This window comes from Nocardia sp. NPDC001965 (assembly GCF_053594175.1).
This window is the reverse complement of record NZ_JBSFDZ010000038.1, coordinates 13,435-34,448: the sequence shown is the minus strand read 5'-3', so window position 1 is coordinate 34,448 and position 21,014 is coordinate 13,435. Positions and strand designations below refer to the sequence as shown.

The 21,014-nt window shown below is 66.9% G+C and carries 16 protein-coding genes; 9 read left to right on the top strand and 7 right to left on the bottom strand.

All coding sequences use genetic code 11. The features are described from left to right. Positions 1-369: 369 nt before the first annotated feature. Complete coding sequence (locus ACWCPQ_RS30220) at positions 370-1,728, top strand: serine hydrolase domain-containing protein (protein WP_449905193.1); 1,359 nt, start codon at positions 370-372, stop codon at positions 1,726-1,728. 18 nt (positions 1,729-1,746) lie between these two features. Here the strand turns inward: ACWCPQ_RS30220 and ACWCPQ_RS30215 are convergent, their stop codons facing one another. From ACWCPQ_RS30215 to ACWCPQ_RS30205, 3 genes are all read right to left on the bottom strand, one after another. Continuing rightward, positions 1,747-2,781 carry an aspartate-semialdehyde dehydrogenase gene (locus tag ACWCPQ_RS30215; RefSeq protein WP_449905191.1) on the bottom strand — a complete coding sequence of 345 codons (1,035 nt, stop codon included), beginning with the start codon at positions 2,779-2,781 and terminating at the stop codon, positions 1,747-1,749. Between the two features lie 3 nt (positions 2,782-2,784). Next, entirely contained in the window at positions 2,785-4,050 is a 1,266-nt protein-coding gene (locus tag ACWCPQ_RS30210) for an aspartate kinase (RefSeq protein ID WP_062998215.1), read from the bottom strand. 179 nt (positions 4,051-4,229) lie between these two features. Beyond that, positions 4,230-4,814, bottom strand: a complete 585-nt coding sequence (locus ACWCPQ_RS30205; RefSeq protein WP_449905189.1) for a dihydrofolate reductase family protein — start codon at positions 4,812-4,814, stop codon at positions 4,230-4,232. Positions 4,815-5,057: 243 nt separating this feature from the next. Here ACWCPQ_RS30205 and ACWCPQ_RS30200 point away from each other — a divergent pair, with 243 nt between their 5' ends. The 3 genes from ACWCPQ_RS30200 (at position 5,058) to ACWCPQ_RS30190 (ending at position 7,179) form a co-directional block, all read left to right on the top strand. Then, positions 5,058-5,243 carry a DUF1918 domain-containing protein gene (locus ACWCPQ_RS30200; protein WP_449905187.1) on the top strand — a complete coding sequence of 62 codons (186 nt, stop codon included), beginning with the start codon at positions 5,058-5,060 and terminating at the stop codon, positions 5,241-5,243. A gap of 172 nt (positions 5,244-5,415) precedes the next feature. Next, the gene (locus tag ACWCPQ_RS30195) at positions 5,416-5,874 is read left to right on the top strand and encodes an SRPBCC family protein (RefSeq protein WP_449905185.1); all 459 of its coding nucleotides are present in this window, start codon (positions 5,416-5,418) and stop codon (positions 5,872-5,874) included. Positions 5,875-5,967: 93 nt separating this feature from the next. Then, a complete protein-coding gene (locus ACWCPQ_RS30190) occupies positions 5,968-7,179 on the top strand; it encodes a low temperature requirement protein A (RefSeq protein WP_449905183.1) in 1,212 nt (403 codons plus the stop codon). Here the strand turns inward: ACWCPQ_RS30190 and ACWCPQ_RS30185 are convergent. The 3 genes from ACWCPQ_RS30185 to ACWCPQ_RS30175 all read right to left on the bottom strand — a co-directional run bounded on the left by ACWCPQ_RS30185 (position 7,160) and on the right by ACWCPQ_RS30175 (position 10,751). Next, complete coding sequence (locus ACWCPQ_RS30185; protein WP_449905181.1) at positions 7,160-8,008, bottom strand: ion transporter; 849 nt, start codon at positions 8,006-8,008, stop codon at positions 7,160-7,162. The two genes, ACWCPQ_RS30190 and ACWCPQ_RS30185, sit on opposite strands and share 20 nt — an antisense overlap. Before the next feature lie 177 nt (positions 8,009-8,185). After that, positions 8,186-9,766: a GMC oxidoreductase gene (locus ACWCPQ_RS30180; RefSeq protein WP_449905179.1), complete on the bottom strand. Its 1,581-nt coding sequence runs from the start codon at positions 9,764-9,766 to the stop codon at positions 8,186-8,188. Between the two features lie 220 nt (positions 9,767-9,986). Further along, positions 9,987-10,751, bottom strand: coding sequence for a sulfite exporter TauE/SafE family protein (locus ACWCPQ_RS30175; protein ID WP_449905178.1), 765 nt, complete (start codon positions 10,749-10,751; stop codon positions 9,987-9,989). 498 nt (positions 10,752-11,249) lie between these two features. On the opposite strand from ACWCPQ_RS30175, the gene leuA reads away from it, so the two are divergent. Both leuA and ACWCPQ_RS30165 read left to right on the top strand, forming a co-directional pair. After that, on the top strand, positions 11,250-13,049 hold the full coding sequence (leuA, locus tag ACWCPQ_RS30170; RefSeq protein ID WP_449905176.1) for a 2-isopropylmalate synthase: 1,800 nt from the start codon (positions 11,250-11,252) through the stop codon (positions 13,047-13,049). A gap of 169 nt (positions 13,050-13,218) precedes the next feature. Then, on the top strand, positions 13,219-15,531 hold the full coding sequence (locus ACWCPQ_RS30165) for a nucleotide-binding protein (protein WP_449905174.1): 2,313 nt from the start codon (positions 13,219-13,221) through the stop codon (positions 15,529-15,531). On the opposite strand, the gene ACWCPQ_RS30160 is transcribed toward ACWCPQ_RS30165, so the two are convergent. Then, complete coding sequence (locus ACWCPQ_RS30160) at positions 15,525-16,463, bottom strand: LysR family transcriptional regulator (protein ID WP_449905172.1); 939 nt, start codon at positions 16,461-16,463, stop codon at positions 15,525-15,527. The two genes, ACWCPQ_RS30165 and ACWCPQ_RS30160, sit on opposite strands and share 7 nt — an antisense overlap. Positions 16,464-16,535: 72 nt before the next feature. Here ACWCPQ_RS30160 and ACWCPQ_RS30155 point away from each other — a divergent pair, with 72 nt between their 5' ends. From ACWCPQ_RS30155 to ACWCPQ_RS30145, 3 genes are all read left to right on the top strand, one after another. Continuing rightward, complete coding sequence (locus ACWCPQ_RS30155) at positions 16,536-17,522, top strand: EamA family transporter (protein WP_449905170.1); 987 nt, start codon at positions 16,536-16,538, stop codon at positions 17,520-17,522. Positions 17,523-17,628: 106 nt separating this feature from the next. Further along, a complete protein-coding gene (locus ACWCPQ_RS30150) occupies positions 17,629-19,440 on the top strand; it encodes a hydroxysqualene dehydroxylase (RefSeq protein ID WP_449905168.1) in 1,812 nt (603 codons plus the stop codon). Continuing rightward, positions 19,350-20,963 (top strand): hypothetical protein, encoded by a 1,614-nt coding sequence (locus ACWCPQ_RS30145; RefSeq protein ID WP_449905166.1) that lies wholly within the window; start codon positions 19,350-19,352, stop codon positions 20,961-20,963. Before ACWCPQ_RS30150 ends, ACWCPQ_RS30145 begins: the two co-directional genes overlap by 91 nt. Positions 20,964-21,014: the final 51 nt, after the last annotated feature.

The following is a 21,014-nucleotide window of genomic DNA, read 5'->3' as shown; positions in this document are numbered from 1 at the left end:
ACGCACTTAACGTGAACTTATAACGCTGAGACCACGATTCGTCACAGTGCAGACAAGGTCGGGGCACAGCTGAGCGGACTGCTCCGGGATCGGTATATCTCGGGCATCATGGAGGCATCCGCTACGACAACGAGTGGGAGTGTGGATGGATACGTTGGTCGTATGGGCACTGGCCTGTGCGTTCTACTGGTTCGGCCTGCTCTAGAAGGCGGGCCCCGCGCCGATGACGCACCGGTCACGCGGAACCCCGCGCCGGTGAAAGACCGCCCCTGAACCGATCCCCCGATCGGGCAGGGGCGTCGTATTTCCGGCGGACCCGACGACGTGCGATACCGGCCTCCGGGTGGAACCCGCATTAGGGTGATCCGCATGGCGCGTTTCGGTGGGCTCCTGGCGGGGGTCACAGCTGTAGCACTGATGGCAGGACAGCTCTTCGCCCCACCGGCCGGAGCGACCCCGGACGAAGACCCGGCGACCACCCGGTGCGAGGTGTCCTCCGGCCGCGAGCCGAACCGAGCCGAGCCGCGGCAGGTGGGCTTGGACCCGGCGCGCCTGACCGACGCACTGGCCTTCGCCGCCGGCCGGAACCGGTTGAACATCCAGGTCTTTCGGCACAACTGCCTGATCGGCGAAGGCCCGGACAACGCGCGCACCGGTAATACTCCGTGGAATGTGTGGAGTGTGACCAAAAGCGTGATCTCGCTGCTCACCGGTATCGCGGCCGAACGCGGTCTGATCGATATCGAGGCCCCGATCGACCGATATCTGCCGTCCGGTCTCGGCGATACGCGACGGCGGGCGATCACGGTCGAGAACCTGCTCACCGAGACCTCGGGAATGCGCACCGGGGTGGTGACCGAGGGACTCACGGGAGCGGTCCCGCTCGACCCGAACAGCGCGGTACAGGCTCTCGGCGTACCACTGGACCACGAGCCCGGCACCGTGTTCACCTACAGCCAGCGCACGGTTGATCTGCTGTCCTATGTGCTGGAACTCGCGGTCAGTGAACCGCTCCAGGATTTCGCCCAGCGCGAGCTGTTCGCACCGCTGGGTATCGAACGTGGCGATTGGTACTGGGCGCGGGACCGCTCCGAACACACCTACGGTTACGCGCATCTGCTGATACCGCCGAACGATCTCGCCAAGCTCGGGCTGCTCATCGGCAACGACGGTGATTGGAACGGCCGGCAGATAGTGCCCGCGTGGTACCTGGCACGCGCGACCACACCGTCGACGACGAACTCCTGCTACGGCTATCTGTTCTGGACCGGGCCGGACTGCGCTGAGAACGCCTCGTTCCTGCCGGCCGATACCTACGCGATGGCCGGGGTGGGATTGCAGAACGTCTTCGTCGTCCCCAGCCTGGATCTGGTGGTGGTGTGGACCGGGGTGTTCGGGAATGTGAGCGCCTACGGACCGAGCGGCATCATCCAGAACACCGGCGAACTACCGCACGAATTCTTCCGCCGATTGTCGGCGGCATTCCTGGAACCGCCGATTCCCGATCCAGGCCCCTACGTGGAACCACCGCTGGTGACGAACCCGAACTCCTATATCGACAGCGATATCCTGCTGGCGGTGTTCGGTATCGGAAAGTCGGCCTACCCCGGCTGCGATGTATTCGCCTGCCTCGGGGCGCCGCTGGCACCACCCTTCAGCGACGCGCCGCCCGGCTGTGTCCTGCTGGTATGCCTCGGAAACGATCCGCGCACACCGGGAATCCACTGAGCCGGGCGGCGGTCACCGTCAGCGATCGGCGAGCAGGACCTCCGCGATCTGGATCGTGTTCAGCGCCGCACCCTTGCGCAGGTTGTCGCCGGAGATGAACAACGCCAGGCCGCGCCCGTCCGGGACGCCCGGGTCCTGCCGGATCCGGCCGACCAGGGAATCGTCCTTACCGGCCGCGGCCAGCGGGGTCGGCACATCGACCAACTGCACACCCGATGCCTTGGCCAGGATCTCCTGCGCGCGCTGCACCGAGAGCGGATCGGCGAATTCGGCGTTGATCGACAGCGAGTGCCCGGTGAACACCGGCACCCGGACGCAGGTACCGCTGACCAGCAGATCGGGCAGACCCAAGATCTTGCGACTCTCGTTGCGCAGTTTCTGATCCTCGTCGGTCTCGCCGGATCCGTCGTCGACCAGTGAACCGGCCAGTGCCAGGACATTGAACGCGATCGGGGCGACGTACTTGTTCGGAGCCGGGAAATCCACGGCGCTGCCGTCGTGGGTGAGTTTCTCGGCGTCGTCGATCACCGCACGGGTCTGCGAGGCGAGCTCCTCGACCCCGGCCAGCCCACTGCCCGAGACCGCCTGGTAACTGGACACGATCAGGCGCTGCAGCCCGGCCGCGTCGTGCAGCGGTTTGAGAACCGGCATCGCGGCCATGGTGGTGCAGTTCGGATTGGCGATGATGCCCTTGACCAGATTCCGCGTCTGCTCCGGGTTGACCTCGCTGACCACCAGGGGGACTTCGGGGTCCTTACGCCAGGCCGACGAGTTGTCGATCACGGTGACCCCGGCGGCCGCGAACCGCGGCGCTTGCACCCGCGACATAGTGGCACCGGCCGAGAACAGCGCGATATCCAGGCCCGACGGGTCAGCGGTCTCGGTGTCCTCGACCACGATCTCGCCGCCGCGCCACGGCAGCTTCTTCCCGGCCGACCGCGCGGACGCGAAGAACCGCACCTCGTCGGCGGGGAAATCGCGTTCCGCGAGCAGTTTGCGCATCACGGCGCCGACCTGACCGGTCGCGCCGACCACACCAACACGAACGCCCATTGTCTATCGCCCCGTTCCGGCGTGCACGACGGCGACCTCGTCGCCGCCGAGATCGAACGCGCGGTGCAGCACCTGCACGGCGTCGTCGAGTTCGGTGTCCTTGACCAGTACCGAGATGCGGATCTCGGAGGTGGAGATGAGGTCGATATTGATACCGGCCTCGGCCAGCGCCTCACAGAAGGTGGCGGTGACCCCGGGATGACTCTTCATCCCGGCACCGACCAGCGACACCTTGCCGATGTGGTCGTCGTAGAGCACCTGCGAGAAACCGATCTCGCCCTGGTACTTGCTCAGCATCTCCACGGCTCGGACACCGTCGGATTTGGGCAGGGTGAAGGTGATATCGGTCTTACCGGTCTCCACCTTGGAGATGTTCTGCAGGACCATATCGATATTGATCTCGGCCTCGGCCACGTACCGGAACACCTTGGCCGCGTAACCGGGCTCGTCCGGAAGGCCGACCACGGTCACCTTGGCCTCGCTGCGGTCGTGCGCGACGCCCGTCAGGATTGCTTGTTCCAAGGGAATGTCCTCCATCGATCCGTATACGTAGGTGCCGTGTTTGTCGGTATAGGACGAACGCACATGCACGGGCACGTTGTAGCGGCGCGCGTATTCGACGCAGCGCAGCATGAGCACCTTCGACCCGCAGGCCGCCATCTCCAGCATCTCCTCGTAGGAGACCTGCTCGAGCTTCTGCGCATCGCTGACGATGCGCGGATCGGCGGTGAAGATCCCGTCCACGTCGGTGTAGATCTCGCAGACGTCGGCCTCCAGCGCGGCCGCCAGCGCCACTGCGGTGGTGTCGGAACCACCGCGACCCAGCGTGGTGACGTCCTTGCTGTCCTGGCTGACGCCCTGGAAACCCGCGACCAGGACGATGGTGCCCTCGTCGAGGGCTTCGCGGAGTCGGCCGGGGGTGACGTCGATGATCTTGGCCTTCCCGTGCACCGACGTGGTGATGACACCGGCCTGGGAGCCGGTGAACGACCGCGCCTCGGCGCCGAGACTGTGGATTGCCATGGCCACCAGTGCGTTGGAGATGCGTTCACCGGAGGTGAGCAACATATCCATCTCCCGCGCCGGGGGCGCCGGAGAGACCTGTTCGGCCAGGTCGAGCAGTTCATCGGTGGTATCGCCCATAGCTGAGCACACCACGACCACGTCGTGGCCCTGCTTCTTCGTCTCGACGATCCGTTCGGCGACGCGACGGATCCGGTCGGCAGAGGCTACCGAGGATCCTCCGTACTTCTGGACAACGAGTGCCACGAGGGGTCCTCCAATGTCAGCGAACAGGCGATCAGTGCAACAGCGTACCGATGTCGGTCACGCTGCTCCGGGAGTATCCGACCTGGTTGTGGAATAACACACAGCCGTGTGACGTCACGTTTACCTGCTCGCGCACCCGCCGCACGCGCGGGTCGTCCGGACCCGCGTGCACACGTCGGTCAGGCTCGCTCGAACCAGGTGACCTGCGCTCCGTTCCCGAACTCCTGCCGCCGCACCGGAGTGAACTGGGCGGGCCGGAACGCGCCGCTCAGGACCGGCACCCCGGTACCGGCCAGGACCGGATAGCTCTTGAGGACGAGCTGGTCGATCTCGTCGATGAGCGCACCGGCGAGCCTGCCACCGCCGCAGAGCCAGATGTCCTTACCCGCCGGCCCCTCTTCTTTCTTCAGTCGCCGCACCAGCTCGACCGGATCGCTGCGCACCAGTTCCACCTCCGGGTCGTCGACGCGGTCCAGGGTGGTGGAGACGATGTACTGCTTCAGGTGGGCGTAGGGGCTGGGGATCCCCACCTCCAGCGCTGGTTCGTAGGTACCACGTCCCATGACGACGGTGTCCCAGTGCCGGTTCGGGGTATCGGATGCGATACCCACGTGTTCCCGGATATGCGTGGGGACGGATTCGGGGTAACGGGCATTGATCCAGGCGGCCATATCGTCGCCGAGCGGGTAGAAGTCGATCTCCCCGCCGGGGCCGGCGATATAGCCGTCGAGGGAGGCGCCCACGTAGTAGACGAGCTTTCGCATGAGGTACCGCCTTGTCTATTTCACTCCGCTTGAAGTGGTTTGAATGTAGTACTACAAACGTAGTGGTGTCAAGCGTTGCCGTGCGGGCCGATGCGGATCGGATCGACTTCCGCGACCACCGGGAATTCGAGCCACCGAACGGCGGACGAATGCGCCGGAATCGAACACCGGAGCCACAGAGATGTGCAATAGCAATTCAGCCGGGGTTGTGATGCCCGCCATAGTCGCCGAATAATGGGCTGCATGATGGCAAACGTCGGAGACCGGTTGCACGTGCACGGGCACACCGTCGGCGAAGTCGACCACGAGGGCGAGATCATGGAGGTGCACGGCCGCGACGGAACGCCGCCGTATCTGGTGCGTTTCGACGACGGCCACGAATCCCTGGTCTTTCCCGGCCCGGACGCGACAGTCGAACGGACACCCTGACCTGCCCACCCGGCAGGCCCGCGCATCCCGGTCCGGAACCGGCCCCGCAAACATTTGTGGCCGGTATGCCCGGATGCGATATCGCCGTCGGGCCGAACCCGAGTGTTGACGATCACGCGACCCCCAAGAGAGAATCGTGGCCGATTCGTAATACCGGGGGTGCGAGGGACAAATGCGTACGAAGACCGATATCAGATTCGACGTCGTTGCCGGACCGGGCCAGGTGATGGACGCATTGATGGCGGTCGAAATGCTGTCCGAATGGTCACCGGATTTCGCGGACGCTCGGGTCGCCGGACGCGACGAAGAGGGGCGGCCGCGCCGGATGTTCATCCAGGTCGGGGTCAACGCCACACCGGATATGCAGGTCTGGGAATTCGACTGGTCGGAGGACCGGATGTCATGGGAGGTCTCCGACAGCACCCGCGGCATCAAGGGCGGCGGATACTTCGAGGTCACCGCGGGCGAATCCGGTAGCCGAGTCCTGCTCCACGTGGAGCAGTACATGCCGCTTCCGGTCCCCGGATTCCTGCTCAAGAAATCGGTTCGCAGATCCTACGAGGCGCTGGTGGAGAACTTCGTCGCCTACGCCGAACAGTTCCCCGAATCCGAGACCTACGACCTGGTCTGACCCCCGCGACGCGCCCTCTCCGCCCCCCACGACGCGCCCGCGTCGTCCCGGCGAACCACGCCCGCGCAGCCCGGATGCTGCCACGATAGGGCAATGCGAGGTCTCACGCGGCGCGGCCGGATCCAGCCCATGGGCGAGGACGCCACGGTCACTCAGCTGGAACTCTTCTTCGACCTGGTACTCGTCTTCGCCTTCACCATGGTCACCGATCTGGCGGCCGAGGAGTCGACAGCAGTCGATATGCTGCGCTCGCTGCTGGTACTGGCGGTGCTCTGGTGGGTGTGGATCGATTACGCCTGGCTCGGCAATGTGGTGCGTGCCGACGAAGGGGTGACCCGGGTAGCCATGTTCGTCGCCATGGGTGGCGGTTTCCTGGCGGCGATCACGATCCCCGAGGCCTTCGACGACAAACCCGGCGGCTGGTACGGACCACTGGTCTTCGCAATGGCCTATCTACTGGTCCGGCTGGTACATCTGACGATGTTCTGGCTGGCCAGCGCCGAGGATGCCCAGTTGCGCGGGCAGGTGCTGCGGTGGGCGCTCGGTTCCATCACCGTGGGTACCACCCTGCTGGTGATCGCCGCGACGACCAGCGGCACCGTGCAGATCTGCCTGTGGATCGCGGCGATCGGCGGCGACTACCTGTGGACGCATTTCGCGGGCAACGACTGGCGACTGAACTCCCCCGGACATTTCGCCGAGCGCCACGGACTGATCATCATCGTGGCGCTGGGCGAATCGATCGTCGCCATCGGTATCGGCGTCGCCGGGCTCCCGGTCTCCTGGCCGATCGTGGTCGCGGCCATGCTCGGCCTCATGGTGTCGGGTCTGCTGTGGTGGGCCTACTTCGACACCGACGCGCTGCGGGTCGAGCACGCCCTGCGCGACGCCACCGGCGCACGCCAGATCGAGATCGCCCGGACCTGCTACACCTTCTGGCACTTCCCGATGATCGTCGGCATCATCGCGCTCTCACTCGGGCTGAAGAAGGTGCTGTTCTATGTCGGCGACGAGAGCGAGCACACGCTGACCGACGCGCTCACCGGGATACCACTGGTCGCGTTGTACGGCGGAGTGGCGCTCTTCCTCGTCGGGCTCATCGGATTCGGATACTTCGGCACAGGGCGGACGGGAATCGTCCGCCCGGTGACCGCTGCCGTGCTGTGCGCACTCACTCCGCTCGCCGCGAAACTACCGGCCCTCGCGGCGCTGGCGCTGCTCTGCGCTGTCCTGACCCTACTCATCACCTGGGAGACCACCCGATTCGCGGAATCCCGCGATCACCTCAGACATCCTGCTGCGTGAGGTGGCGGGCGGTGAGGTGCTGGGCGGTCGGGCCGTAGGCCGACGGTGCGACCTTGACCCCGGTCCGCACCGAATCGCGGATCTGGTCCACGTTCTCCCGGATCATGTCCGAGACGAGTTCGTCGGTACGCGGATCGGCCAGCACCTGGAACAGGATCCGGAACACGGTATCGGCGACCAGCCGGATGATCTCGTCGTGGAACGGTATATAGCGGACACGGCCGGTCTGCGGGTCGTTCTTGATCATCTCGACGATCATCTCGTCGAGTTCACCCCGGTTCTCCTCCAGTGCCACGGCGATATTGCGCGTGTAGTGCCCGGTCCGTAGGACCGCGGTGACCTCCTCCATGATCGCGATGGTCATCGGGCGTTTGATGACCTCCACGATCGTGCCCACCGAATGGTTGATCACCGCGGCGGTGACCCGGTCGCCGAACACCCGGTCCGCGACACGGGCCAGGCGGACCAGGATCACCACGATCCGGAGCAGCCGGAAGGCCCGGAAGAACGGACTGGCCACCGGGATCATGCCGAGGACTTCGTACCAGTAGACGAACGGGAAGGTCCACGACCAGCCGCCCCGGCGCCAGCGCCACAGGAACTCGAGCGCGAAAACCGCGCAGATCGCGTAGTCGATACCGACGATCACCCGATAGGTGTGCGGCGACACCTGGAAGAAGGTGATCCAGCAGACCAGCACCACCGAAACGGCGGCCAGCCCCAGCATGACGAAATCGGTCCACAGGGCGGGAGGTTTGCGGGGAAAAGCCCGAGTCTCCGGGTGGTCGGGGTCGGGCCCGAGACCGGGTTCCCTGGACGGTACAGCCACCTGCATTCCCTTCGACGCCGAACGATCGCGGATCAGTATTACTCGCCGACCCGCCGTCGAGCGGCGCATCGCAGCGGTCGGTGTCCCGCGCACCACTGAGCAGGACTCGTCCAGCGAAGAACCGGTGAATTCGCTACCGGACAGGTTCGCCGGTGAACGCGTCCGGGGCGGGAGAGCTCAGCGGCCCGCGCGGATGATCGCCTCGATATTGCGTTCGGCGATGGCGGTGATGGTCAGCGACGGGTTGACCGTGCCGGTGCTGCCCGGGATAGCAGCGCCGTCCATCACGTACAGACCCGGATGCCCGTGCACCCGGCCGTAGGAATCGGTCGCCCTACCCAGTACCGCACCGCCGAGCGGATGGGCGGTGAACTCCGCATTGGCGTCGTATCCGAGCACGCTGTACTCCCCCATCGCGCCGGCCCGGTCCGCGATCCGCCGGTCCACCGCCCGGGCCGCCGCGATCACCTCGTCCTGTGCCCGGCGCGGCCAGGACAACCCGACCCGGCCCGAGGCGGGGTCGTAGCCGAACCGCGCCCGGGTCGGATCGAGGACCATCGCCAGCGAGGCCAGCGCGCCCGTTTCGAAGGGGATCCCGGGGATGTACCAATTCTCCAGGCACAGCGCCGTTCCGGTGTCGTCGAAGATCCGGCTGGCACTCGGCACACCCTGTCCGTTGCCGGCGACCGAACTGGATCCGCGCGCGAGCACCACGTCGCCGTTGGTGCCCCAGCCGTCACCCACATGTTCGTTCAGCTCCGGCAGCGTGCCGGTTTCCCGGGCCCGGACCAGGAGTTCGGAAGTACCGACCGAACCGGCACCTAGGAAAAGCTTTTCGCAGGTGAGGGTACGTTTCCCGCGTACCGCACCGGTCGGGTCCAACTGGGTCACGGTGACCACGAAACGGCCGCCGGCTTCCTGGGCGATCGTGTCGACGCGATGGCCGGGGTAGATCTTCGCCTTCCCGGTGGCCTCGGCGTTCTTCAAATAGTTCTGGTTGAGGTCGAACTTGGCGCCGTTGGAGTTGCCGAGGTTGCTCCGCCCGGCCGTCGCCGAGGCCCGGGTCGCGCCGGACAGCTCGCCGCGCAGTACATCCCAGGTGAAGATGGAGTCGTTGGGAACAGGCTGGTAGCCGGCCTTGCGTACCTGGTCGTCCCAGGCACGCGAATGGGTGAACGGCGCCGAATGGTAGATATCGCCGGGCATCGGGTCCAGCCGCAGGGCGGCACGCACCCGCGGGTAGTACACGCGCTCCAGTTCGCCGTAGTCGACGACTCCGCCGAAAACATGGTCGAAGAACCGGCGTTCGGGAGCGATCATGGCACCGGTGAAGACCACCGAGCCGCCGCCGACCGCGGCTCCGCGCCAGACGTCGATCCCCTGGAACCGGGTGCAGTCCAGCACACCGCCGAAATCGGCGAACTGCATCGGCACCTTGGTCACGCCGGTGAAGCTGGTGGAATGCCAGAAACCGCGGCCGTCCGGCAGATCGTCGCCTGTGAAGATCTCCCGCCACGGATCGTTGGGCCAGCGGGAACCGCGCTCGAGGACCGTGGTGGCGATCCCGGCCTCGGCCAGGCGTAACGCACTGACCGCCGCCCCGAATCCGGAACCGATGACGATGGCCTCGGTGTGCTCCGGCGCTGCCGCCGACGGCACGAAGATCTCCGGAACCCACTGAGCGAACAGTTCATGCCAGATCGGCTCCGCCGCGGCCCGCGGCAGAGCTACCTCCGATCTCGGGACTGCCGACCCCATCGCACCGATAAGAGCAGCCGCCCCCGCGGCCTTGAAAAGGGCACGCCTATCCACCCAGAACACCTCTCCGGTAACGCAACAGCGCACGGATGGTACCGGGAAAACGGCGGATGTGAACAGTCCTGGCGGGGAAGCCGATTCACCGTCGAGCGGCCGACGGGTGCGCTGGGTGCCGCCCATCCACGGTCCACGCCCGGCCGGAGCAGCGGCGCAGGCAGGCCTAGCCGAAGACCAGGCGGATCACCGCGACCGTGCCGACGACCACGATCACCGCGCGCAATACGTTGGGCGGTAGCCGTCGGCCGACTTTGGCTCCCAGCTGTCCCCCGATGATCGCCCCGGCCGCGATCAGGGCCACCACCAGCCAATCCACCTCGGCGACCACGATGAAGATCGCGGCCGACAGTCCGTTGGTGAGCAGTGCGAGCACATTCTTCACCGCGTTGAGGCGCTGGATGTCCTCGTGGACGAAGACGCCCAGCAGCGCCAGCAACAGCACCCCTTGGGCCGCACCGAAGTAACCCCCATAGATACCGGTGCCGAAAATGGCGGCCAGCAGGATCGGGCCGCCGTGCGCGGGGACATTGTCGGATTCGCGCTGCCGCTGCCGCACCCACGCCGACAGCCGCGGCTGCACCACCACCAGCACCAGCGCCGCGATGATCAACACCGGGACGATGGCGGCGAACGCGCCCTCGGGCAAGGTCAGCAGCAGGATCGCACCGACCGCGGCACCCAATAGTGACGCCGAGCTGTAACGCAGTACCCGGCCCCACTGCCCGGACAGCTCACGGCGGTAACCGATGGCCCCGCTCAGCGAACCGGGAACGAGGCCCACCGTATTCGACACATTGGCCGTGACCGGCGGTAATCCGATGGCCAGCAGCACCGGGAAGGTGATGAGCGTCCCGGAACCGACGACGGTGTTGATGCCGCCCGCGGCGATACCCGCGGCGAAAACGGCCAGCATCTCCAGCCAAGTCATGCTCGAACCCTCGACCTTTCCGGACCGGCGTCCGGTCACTCACAACCCCGAGCAGGGACGCTAGCGGTTGCCCGCTCCGATGCTCGCGACGGGTCCGGCGGTGGCGGGCGGCGGGCGCTTTCCTCGGTCGCCCTTTCCACGCGACCGGACCGGCGCGCCGCGGGAGGCAGCCTGGTGTCCGGCCGACCGACGGGCTACGGCACGGCGAAACGGCCGGGCCCCCGCGGGCGAAAAGATTCACGACGATCGCAACGCCGCAGCGAGTCGCGGGCGAACCGGCCACGCGAGGGCCCACGGCGGCGCCCATGTGAAGTGCCGACCCTCCGGACCGCCATGGCAGGGCCGACAAGAGAGGAGGTAGACTCGCACAGGTCATGCAGCGGGCACTTCTTCTCAGCCGCCGCGACGGGGTCTGATCGGACCGGCTTCCCGTCGCGGGGTTCCGCCGCGCCGGTCGACCCAATTCGGGAAAACAATCTCACCCCACGGAGAAATCGCATGTCACCCGCTGACGCCTTCGTATCCGGCACGCGCACCATCACCGCGCCCGCCAAGCCCGCGCCCGCCGACCAGCCCGCGTGGAACAAGCAGAAGAACTCCTCACTGCCAGTCTTCCGGTACCGGCCCTTCGCCGAAGAGGTCGAGCCGGTGACGCTGCCCGATCGCACCTGGCCGGACAAGGTGATCGACCGAGCGCCCGCCTGGTGCGCCGTCGACCTCCGCGACGGAAACCAGGCGCTGATCGACCCGATGAGCCCCGCCCGCAAACGCCGCATGTTCGACCTGCTGGTACGCATGGGTTACAAGGAGATCGAGGTCGGCTTCCCGTCGGCCAGCCAGACCGATTTCGATTTCGTCCGCGAGATCATCGAAGACGGCGCGATCCCCGAGGACGTCAGCATCCAGGTACTGACCCAGTGCCGTCCCGAACTCATCGAACGCACGTTCCAGGCATGTTCCGGCGCCTCGAACGTGATCGTGCACTTCTACAACTCCACCTCCATCCTGCAGCGCCGGGTGGTGTTCCGCGCCGACCGCGAGGCCGTGCAGAAGATCGCCACCGATGCCGCGCGGCTGTGCCTGGAAACCGAGAAGCGCTACCCGGACACCAACTGGCGTTACGAGTACAGCCCGGAGTCCTACACCGGCACCGAGCTGGAGTACGCCAAGCAGGTCTGCGACGCGGTCTCCGAGATCATCGCCCCGACCCCCGACAAACCGCTGATCATCAACCTGCCGGCCACCGTCGAGATGGCGACACCCAATGTGTACGCCGACTCCATCGAATGGATGCACCGCAACCTGGCCCGACGCGATTCGATCGTGCTGTCGCTGCATCCGCACAACGACCGGGGCACCGCGGTCGCGGCCGCGGAACTGGGCTATCAGGCCGGCGCCGACCGTATCGAGGGCTGCCTGTTCGGCAACGGTGAACGCACCGGCAACGTATGCCTGGTGACCCTGGGCATGAACATGTTCTCCCAGGGCGTGGATCCGCAGATCAACTTCTCCGATATCGACGAGATCCGCCGCACGGTCGAATACTGCAACCAGCTCCCGGTACACGAACGCCACCCGTACGGCGGCGATCTGGTGTACACCGCGTTCTCCGGCAGCCATCAGGACGCGATCAACAAGGGTCTGGACGCCATGAAGGCGTCCGCCGACGCCGCCGACGCCGACGTGGACGATATCTCCTGGGAGGTGCCGTACCTGCCGATCGACCCGAAGGATGTGGGCCGTACCTACGAGGCGGTCATCCGGGTCAATTCGCAGTCCGGCAAGGGCGGTGTGGCCTACATCATGAAGACCGATCACGGTCTGGCCCTGCCCCGGCGGCTGCAGATCGAGTTCTCCCAGGCCATTCAGCAGATCACCGACGGCGAGGGCGGTGAGATCACGCCCAAGGAGATGTGGGACGCCTTCGCCGACGAGTACCTGACCCCGATCCGGCCGTTGGAGCGGATGCGGCAGAAGGTCACCGCCGCCGAAACCGACGGTGGTACCGACCGCATCACCGCGGTGGTCAAGGTGGACGGGGTCGAACAGGAAGTCACCGGCAGCGGTAACGGTCCGCTCGCCGCCTTCGTCGACGCCATCGCGGCTGTCGGGTACGAGGTGGAGGTCCTCGACTACTCCGAGCACGCGCTGTCGGCCGGTGACGACGCTCAGGCCGCGGCCTATGTGGAATGCGCCATCGGCGACCGGGTCGTCTGGGGTGTCGGTATCGCCACCTCGATAACCACCGCTTCTCTGCGCGCTGTGGTGTCGGCCGTGAACCGGGCCGCCCAGAAGTAGTCACCGCACGTTCGCATCCCGGCCGCCGTCACCCGTAGCACACGGGTGACGGCGGCTTCATGCGTGGTAAACCGCCCGGCATGCGAAGCTTCCCGCACCTGCTAGCGTTGGGCGCGGACTCCACGCCGCCGAGCTCTCTGCTCGAAAAACCCGAGCAGATGGGGGAACTGTGACTACTGACGAACACGACCCGACTTCCCAGACCTGGTCTCCGAGTCAACCGGTGGACGCCGTCGGTGGTGGCGAACCGGATACCGCGCAGCCTACGGATACCGCGCAGCCCACGGATACCGCGCGCCGCGACCCGGAGCCGGGCAGCGACCCGGAAAGCGATTCCGAGCAGCCGTCCGCCGACCCAGCGGATGCCGATCCGGTGCAGTCTTCGGCAGCCGGGTCCGAGAACCTCGATACAACCGCCGGAAGCGGTGCCGCGGAATCCGGCGGGACCGACGATCCCCCGGCCCCGGAACCGACCGGCCTCGAACCGGACGGCACCACGGCATCCGGTTCCGGCGACCCGGTCGTCCCACCGTGGATGGAAGACGACGGGTTCGCCCCACCGGCCCCGGATCAAGCACCGGCCGAAGGCGGCGCCCTCTACGGCAGCGGCCCGTTCGATCAATTCGCCCCGCCCGGTCCCGGCGGCGCATTCAGCGCGCCTGCCCCGGAGCAGTTCTCGGCACCCGGCAGCGGCCAGTTCCCGCAGCCGGACCCGAACCAGTTCCAGTCGGCGAATATCGGTCCCGGTGGTGGGCCCGGGCAGTTCCAGGTGCCGAACACCGGATACGGCAGCGGCCAGTTCCCGCAACCCGAGGCCGGGCAATTCCAGCCCCCGCCGCCCGATCTCGGGCAGTTCCAGGCTCCCCAGCCCGAACCCGGACAGTTCCCGGCTCCCGGTAGCGAGTACAGCAGCGGCCGATTCGCACAACCCGATCCCGGCTTCCAGGCTCCGCAGCCGCACACCGGGCAGTTCCCGGCTCCCGGCGGCGAGCACGGCAGCGGGCAGTTCCCGGTTCCCGGAGCTGGGTACGGCAGCGGGCAGTTCCAGCAACCGGACCCGAACCAGTTCCAGCCGGGTGGCCCCGGCCAGGGCGCGCCCGATGGGTTCACCGCACCCGGCACGCAGTATCCGCAGCAGGACCCCAACCTCTTTCCGGGGCAACCGAATCCGGAACAGTCCCCCTATTCACCACCCGCGCCCGACGGTGGGCAGTTCCACCCGCCCGCCCAGCAACCCGGCGGATACGCCCCGCAACCCGGTCCCGCGCCGGCCCCGGAGCCCGAGCAGGGCGGGCCCATCTACAGCTGGGCGCCGCCGCCGATGCCGGCCGCACCGCCGCCCGTACCGCAGCAGCAGTTCCAGCAGGCGCCGCCCCCACCGGCACACAATCCCCCGACCGGACAGTTCCAGACCCCGAACTGGGGAGCCGAACCCGGGCGCCCGCCCGCCGCGCAACCACCGCAACCGCAGCAATTCCAGCAGCCGGGACAACCCGGACAGCAACAGTTCCAGTCGCGCCAGATGCCCGAACCCGGCCAGCTCGGCAATTCGGTCAACGATCTGAATCTGCTGAAGCGGGCCCGTAAGGCGCCGCGCAGCGGCTGGCGCCGGGCGGTGCACAAGGTCTCGCGTGGCACGATCAATCCAGGCGAATCGGCGTCCGATGTCGTCCACCGCGATCTGGTGGGCCGGGTGAACGCCCCGGTCTACGGCGATTTCCGGATCGCGATCCTCTCCCTCAAGGGCGGGGTCGGCAAAACCACCACGACCGTCGGCCTCGGTGCCACGTTCGCCTCGTTGCGCGGTGACCGGGTGATCGCGATCGACGCGAACCCCGATCTGGGCACCCTCGCCCACCGGGTGCCGCGCCAGACCCGTTCCACCGTGCGCAATCTGCTGGAAGACCAGAACATCACGCGCTACTCCGATGTCCGGGCGCACACCTCGCAGTCGCCGAGCCGGCTGGAAGTTCTGGCCAGCGAGCAGGATCCGGCGGTGTCGGAGGCGTTCAGCGAGGCCGACTACCGGCGGGCCATCGGGATCCTGCAGTCGTTCTACAACATCATCCTCACCGACTGCGGTACCGGGCTGATGCATTCGGCGATGTCCGGGGTGCTCGATATGGCGAGTTCGCTGGTTCTGGTCACCTCACCGGCCATCGACGGTGCCCGCAGCGCCTCGGCCACCCTGGACTGGCTGGACTACCACGGATATTCGCATCTGGTGCAGCAGACCGTGGTGGTGGTGAACGCGTCCCGGCGTGGTTCCACTTCGGTGAACCTGGACCATCTGCGCCGGTTGTTCCTGGACCGGACCCGGGCGGTGCAGGTCGTTCCCTTCGACGATCATCTCGCCGAAGGTGCCGAAATCGATCTGGAACTGGTGAGCAAGCCCACCCGGCAGGCCCTGCTGGAGCTCGCCGCGATGGTCGCCGACGATTTCGCCAGTGTGGACGGTTACCCCTACAACAACCGCTACTGATCGGTCGCGGGTGGCGGTTCGGCAGTGAGCAGCCGGGCCGCCACCGCGAACGATTCCAGTACCGCGGCGATCGCCGGACGGTTCTCGGCGCGCGGCCTGGTGACCAGGTCGTAGAGGCGGGCCGCGCGCACCCCGGACAGCCGCAGCTGTGACAGGGCCGGATGGGTGACGACGTAGCGGGGCATCAACGCCACTCCGTACCCGGCGGCCACCAATGTCTCGATCATCCGGAAATCGTTGAGGCGCTGCACGATACGCGGTTCGACACCGGTCACCGTGGCGATCGAGCGCAGGACGTCGTCCACCGGGAAACCGCCGCGCACACTCAGCCACGCTTCCTCTGCCAGTTCCGCGGCCGAGACCTCGGTCCGGCCGGCGAGTGGATGGTCGGGCGCGACGAGCACATCGATCGGTTCGCGCATGAGCACTCGGGAGCTGACCCGGGGGCCGGAGACCGGGGCGGCGCGTTCGTCGCGGTGGGTGAGGACGATGTCGTAGTCGGCGAGCAGGCGTGGGGTGTCGTGCGGTGGTACGTCCTCGTCGCCCGCGATGATCTCGACACCGCTGCCTGCCATGGCGGGCAGCACATGCGGCAGCAGCAGCGCGCCCCCGGACGGGAAGACGCCGACCCGGACCTGCCCCCGCGGGGACCCGCGGTAGTGGGCCATCTCGGCCACCGCGCGGTCCAGCGCCGCGAGTACCTCGTCGGCCCGGACCACCAGGGCGTGTCCGGCGTCGGTGAGGCGGACCCGGCGGCCGCTCGGTTCGAGGAGGGTGACCCCCGCTTCCCGGGTCAGCACCTTGAGTTGCTGTGATACCGCCGACGGAGTCATGGACAGGGCCGCCGCCACGGCGCCGACCGTGCCGCGGTCGGCGAATTCGCGCAGGATGCGGAGCCTTTCCACCGAGAGGGACGAATGCGAACCAACCATTAAGCAATGCTAAATCATTACTGCACAACAATTCGATTGTGCTCAAAGGTTGATACATCCCATGATTAACGAGTGACCTCCCGTGACCGCATGCTCGCCCTGACCGTCATCCTGCTGTGGGGAGTGAACTTCCTGGCCATCCGCGTGGGGCTCGACCACATACCGCCGTTCTTCTTCGGCGCGCTGCGGTTCGCGGTCATCGCGATCCCGGTCCTGCTGTTCATCCCCCGTCCCGCTGTGCGGATGCGCTGGATACTGCTGTACGGCACCGGGTTCGGGATGTTGCAGTTCGCCTTCCTCTTCAGCGCGATGCGGGTGGGCATGCCGACCGGGCTGGCCTCACTGGTACTGCAATCCTCGGCTCCGTTCACCGTATTGCTCGGCGCCCTACTGCTCCGGGAACGGCTGCGGCCCGTGCAGATCGCCGGACTCGCGGTCGCGGTCGCGGGAATGGCGGTGATCGGCTGGGACCAGTTCGCACACGCTGCCCTGCTACCGGTCCTGCTCACCCTGGCGGGCGGGCTCAGCTGGGCAGTGGGCAATATCGGCGCACGCCGGGCCACTGTGGAATCGCCGGACACCAATCCCCTGCACCTCACGCTCTGGATCACGGCGGTGCCGGTCCTGCCCCTGTTCGCCCTCTCCGCCCTCTGGGAGGGACCGACCACCGGAGTCCGCGCGCTCGCCGGTACGTTCTCGGCCGACGGCTGGCCCGCGCTGGCGGGCCTCGCCTACATCGTCGTCCTGGGAACCGTCGTGGGCTCCGGCCTGTGGACCTACCTGATGAGCCGGTATCCCGCGGGAAGCGTCGCACCGCTGTCGCTGCTCGTTCCGGTTGTCGGCTTCACGGCCGCGTGGATCTTCCTGGACGAGTCACCCGCACCCGCCAGCCTCGTCGGCGGGGCGATCGTCATCGCCGGAGCCTTCGCAGCGACGGCCGGCGCCGCGAAAACCGCACCGCGACCGGATCGCGCGGAGCTGCCCGCGCACGAAACGGCCGACCGCACGAGCGGTGTGGATATCCAGCATCCGAAGCCGCTGGCGCCGGCGATCCGATGAGATACCGAGCTCCCGATCTCGCGGTCGGTGCGCCGAACCGGGCGCAACCCGTTTAGAGTATGGCGCGATCGAGACAGCTACCCCGGGTTAGGCAGCGGAAGACAACATGGCAGAGCATCGGTGGCCCGGATCGGGTGCCGCAAGGGTTCCAGGTCGATCCGCCGAGCCGGGAGCCTACACCCGGCGAACTGTGCTCCGCGCCACCGCGGCCGCCGGGATCGGGGCCGCGGCCGCGACGGCGCTACCCGGCGCGACCGCCCGGGCCCGCACGAAATCCCGGGTGGCCGTGCTGGGTGGCGGAGTCGCCGGGCTCACCGCCGCACACGAACTCGCCGAACGCGGCTTCGAGGTCACCGTCTACGAACGCCGCGCACTCGGCGGGAAAGCCCGCAGCATCCCGGTGCCCGGAACCGGAGCCGACGGCCGGCCGGATCTGCCCGGCGAACACGGCTTCCGCTTCTTTCCCGGCTTCTACCAGCACATACCCGATACCATGCGGCGGATCCCGTTCGGCGAGAACACGAACGGAGTATGGGACAACCTGATCGGTGTCCCCGACGCCCGGTTCGCCCGGGCCGACGCCGACGATATCCGGGCGCCGCTCGGCGTCGGCCGGGTCAACGCCGCCACCGCGGAAGGTATGCGGGAGAGCCTGGCCGCGGTGATCTCCACCACGCTCAAGATGCCGCCCGCCGAAGGCCTCTTCTTCGCCAACCGGCTCCTGGTGTTCAACACCAGCTGCGACGCGCGCCGCTTCGGCCAGTGGGAACACACATCCTGGTCGGATTTCGTCGGCGCGCACGCCCGGTCGCACGAGTTCCGCGCACTGGTCTCGCGCACACTCACCAGCCTGCTGGTGGCCGCGAAAGACGAACTGGCCAGTGTGCGCACCATCGGCTCGATGGGCGAACAGTTCCTCGGCAATCCCATGCAGGTCGGCAACGACGGCGATCTGGACCGGGTACTCAACGGCCCCACGAATACCGCGTGGATCGACCCGTGGGTCGCCCGGCTGCGTGAGCTGGGTGTGCGTTTCGAGGTGGGCGCCGAGGTCCGCGGGCTGGAGGTCCGGGACCGGCGGATCACCGGCGCCCGGATCGTGGACGCCGCCGGCGCCGCCGAAACGGTGACGGCGGACCATTTCGTCGTCGCCCTGCCGGCCGAACGTGCCCGGGATCTGTGGAACGCCGATATCCTCGCCGCCTGGCCGCAACTGGCGGCGATGAGCCGGCTCGTCACCGACTGGATGAGCGGGATCCAGTTCTACCTGCGCCGCCGCCCCGGACTCGGGTCCGGGCATTCCGCCTATATCGATTCCCCCTGGTCGCTCACCTCCATCGCCCAGAACACGCTGTGGGCACGCAAGCTGCCCGAATACGGAGACGGCAGCGTTCTCGAATGCCTGTCGGTCGATATCTCCGACTGGAACACCCCCGGCATCCTGTACGGTAAAACCGCCAAGAACTGCACGCACGACGAGATCGCCCGGGAGACCTGGGCGCAGATCCTCGCCCACCTCAACGACCGCGACGAGATGCTGCGCGACGCCGACCTGCACTCCTGGTTCCTGGACCCCGGTATCAGCTGGAATGCCGACCGCGGCGAGAACACCAACGCCGACCCGCTCCTGATCAACACTGCCGGATCCTGGGATCTGCGGCCGGAATCGCACGGCGGCGTCGAGAACCTCTACCTGGCAGGCGATTACGTACGCACGAATATCGACCTCGCCACCATGGAAGGCGCCAACGAATCGGCCCGGGCCGCGGTGAACGCGCTACTGGATGTCACCGGTTCGGACGCACCCCGCTGCTCGACCTACACCCTGTGGCGCGCACCAGAACTCGAACCGCTGCGCCGCGCCGACTCCGACGCCTATGCGGCCGGGCGTCCGAATATTTTCGATATCCAGCTCTGAGGGGCGCACCGTCGCCCCCCAGAACGGAGAGCTGCGACGACGACGGTCCGGCTAGAATTCAGGCCGTCACCGGCTGTATGTCGGTCTCGGTCCGCCGACCGATCGGGCTTCATGCAGAGAGCAGTGCGGAGGAAATGATCGCCAGAACGCTGGCAGACATCTGCCAGCGCGTCTCCGACGATCTCGTTGGGTCCTTCAAACACGAGGCAACGGCCTACCGGCACCGAGTGGCAGTGGGAACCGGCAACCTGAGGGACTTGTCGGTAGCGGTCGGCGAACCGGGAAACCTTCGTATCTGGACTCAGAATCTCATGCCCGCCGATCAGATCAGGCAGTTTCCGGCCCCCAGCGATCGCGCGTTCCAGCTACTCGAACGCAAGGGATCGATCCCGCGCGTCACCGATCCGTCGGTCTACTGGACCGAACTGAGGCGTGACATCTCCACGCTCTCCCCGCACGAACTGGAGACACTCAGACATCTGACAGCCATAAACCGCAGACTCGACGACATCGCGGCCGCGCACCGGATCGACCCCACGCGGTTCCGCGCCGAGATCACCACCGACCTCAGAACACTCCTCGCCGACAAATCCGTGGCGGTCCGGATCAAACCCGAGGTGCTGGCCACTGTCCTGCGCGACGGTCGTTTCAAGACTCGATTCGAGTCCGGGGTATCCGCCGGCGGCACGCAGGACAGGGGGCGCGCTCAGCTGGAACAGACCTGGTTCGGCTACGAGGCGGACAAGCTGCCCCGCCACCTACGCCCGGTCTACGGATATGTCATGGTGAACGGCGAACACGTGGCGTCGACCGGGCCGTTCGGCCTCGGCTGGTGGGAGAGACTGGAAGACTCGAAGTGGGCACTGGGCATCGGTAGCTCCGATATGCTCAGCGCATACGGCGAAGCACAGGTGGTCCTCAAATCAGATGTTCTGCAGCGGACCACATTCACCGTGGGCGATAGCTGGAATTATCAGAATTCGGTCTTTCCGTCACATATTCTCAATCCGCAGCCCGAGTCGTTCAACGCCCTTCAACCGCCGCTGGGCCCGCGTCCCGAGCCCGGGGGGCTGTTCCGCTCGGAGCTCCCGCTCCTGACACTGGATCGGCAATACAGAACACCGTGGTTCACATCCTCGGACTTCGTGGAAGCACAGGTGCACGGCGGGGTGGGCGTGACCGATATCGATCACGTGCTGTTATCCCGGGACCCGACACCCGAACTTCGGCTGGCCCTCGACGAAAGCGGCGTCGCGTGGCGGGTGTTCGACAACGAAACCATCGCACGCGAGGGCACCCCGGCAGAGCGCGTCGCAGCACGGGAACGACTGGTGGATCAGCGACGCTGGATCGACCAGCGAATCGAGGCCTATCAAGAACGGACAGGGGCGGCCCGGGGTGCGGATCCGCACATAGACACGGCCTACGAACGACGCAGAGAAATCGGTGAGCACATCGAGATGCTCGCTCGGCCGGAGAACCACCGGGCCGACCGCGAAACGGGTATCGAATCGTCCTCGTAACCGACGCGGTCCCGGAGGTGTTCACCCGCTGCCCGCTTCTCTGATCGTGCG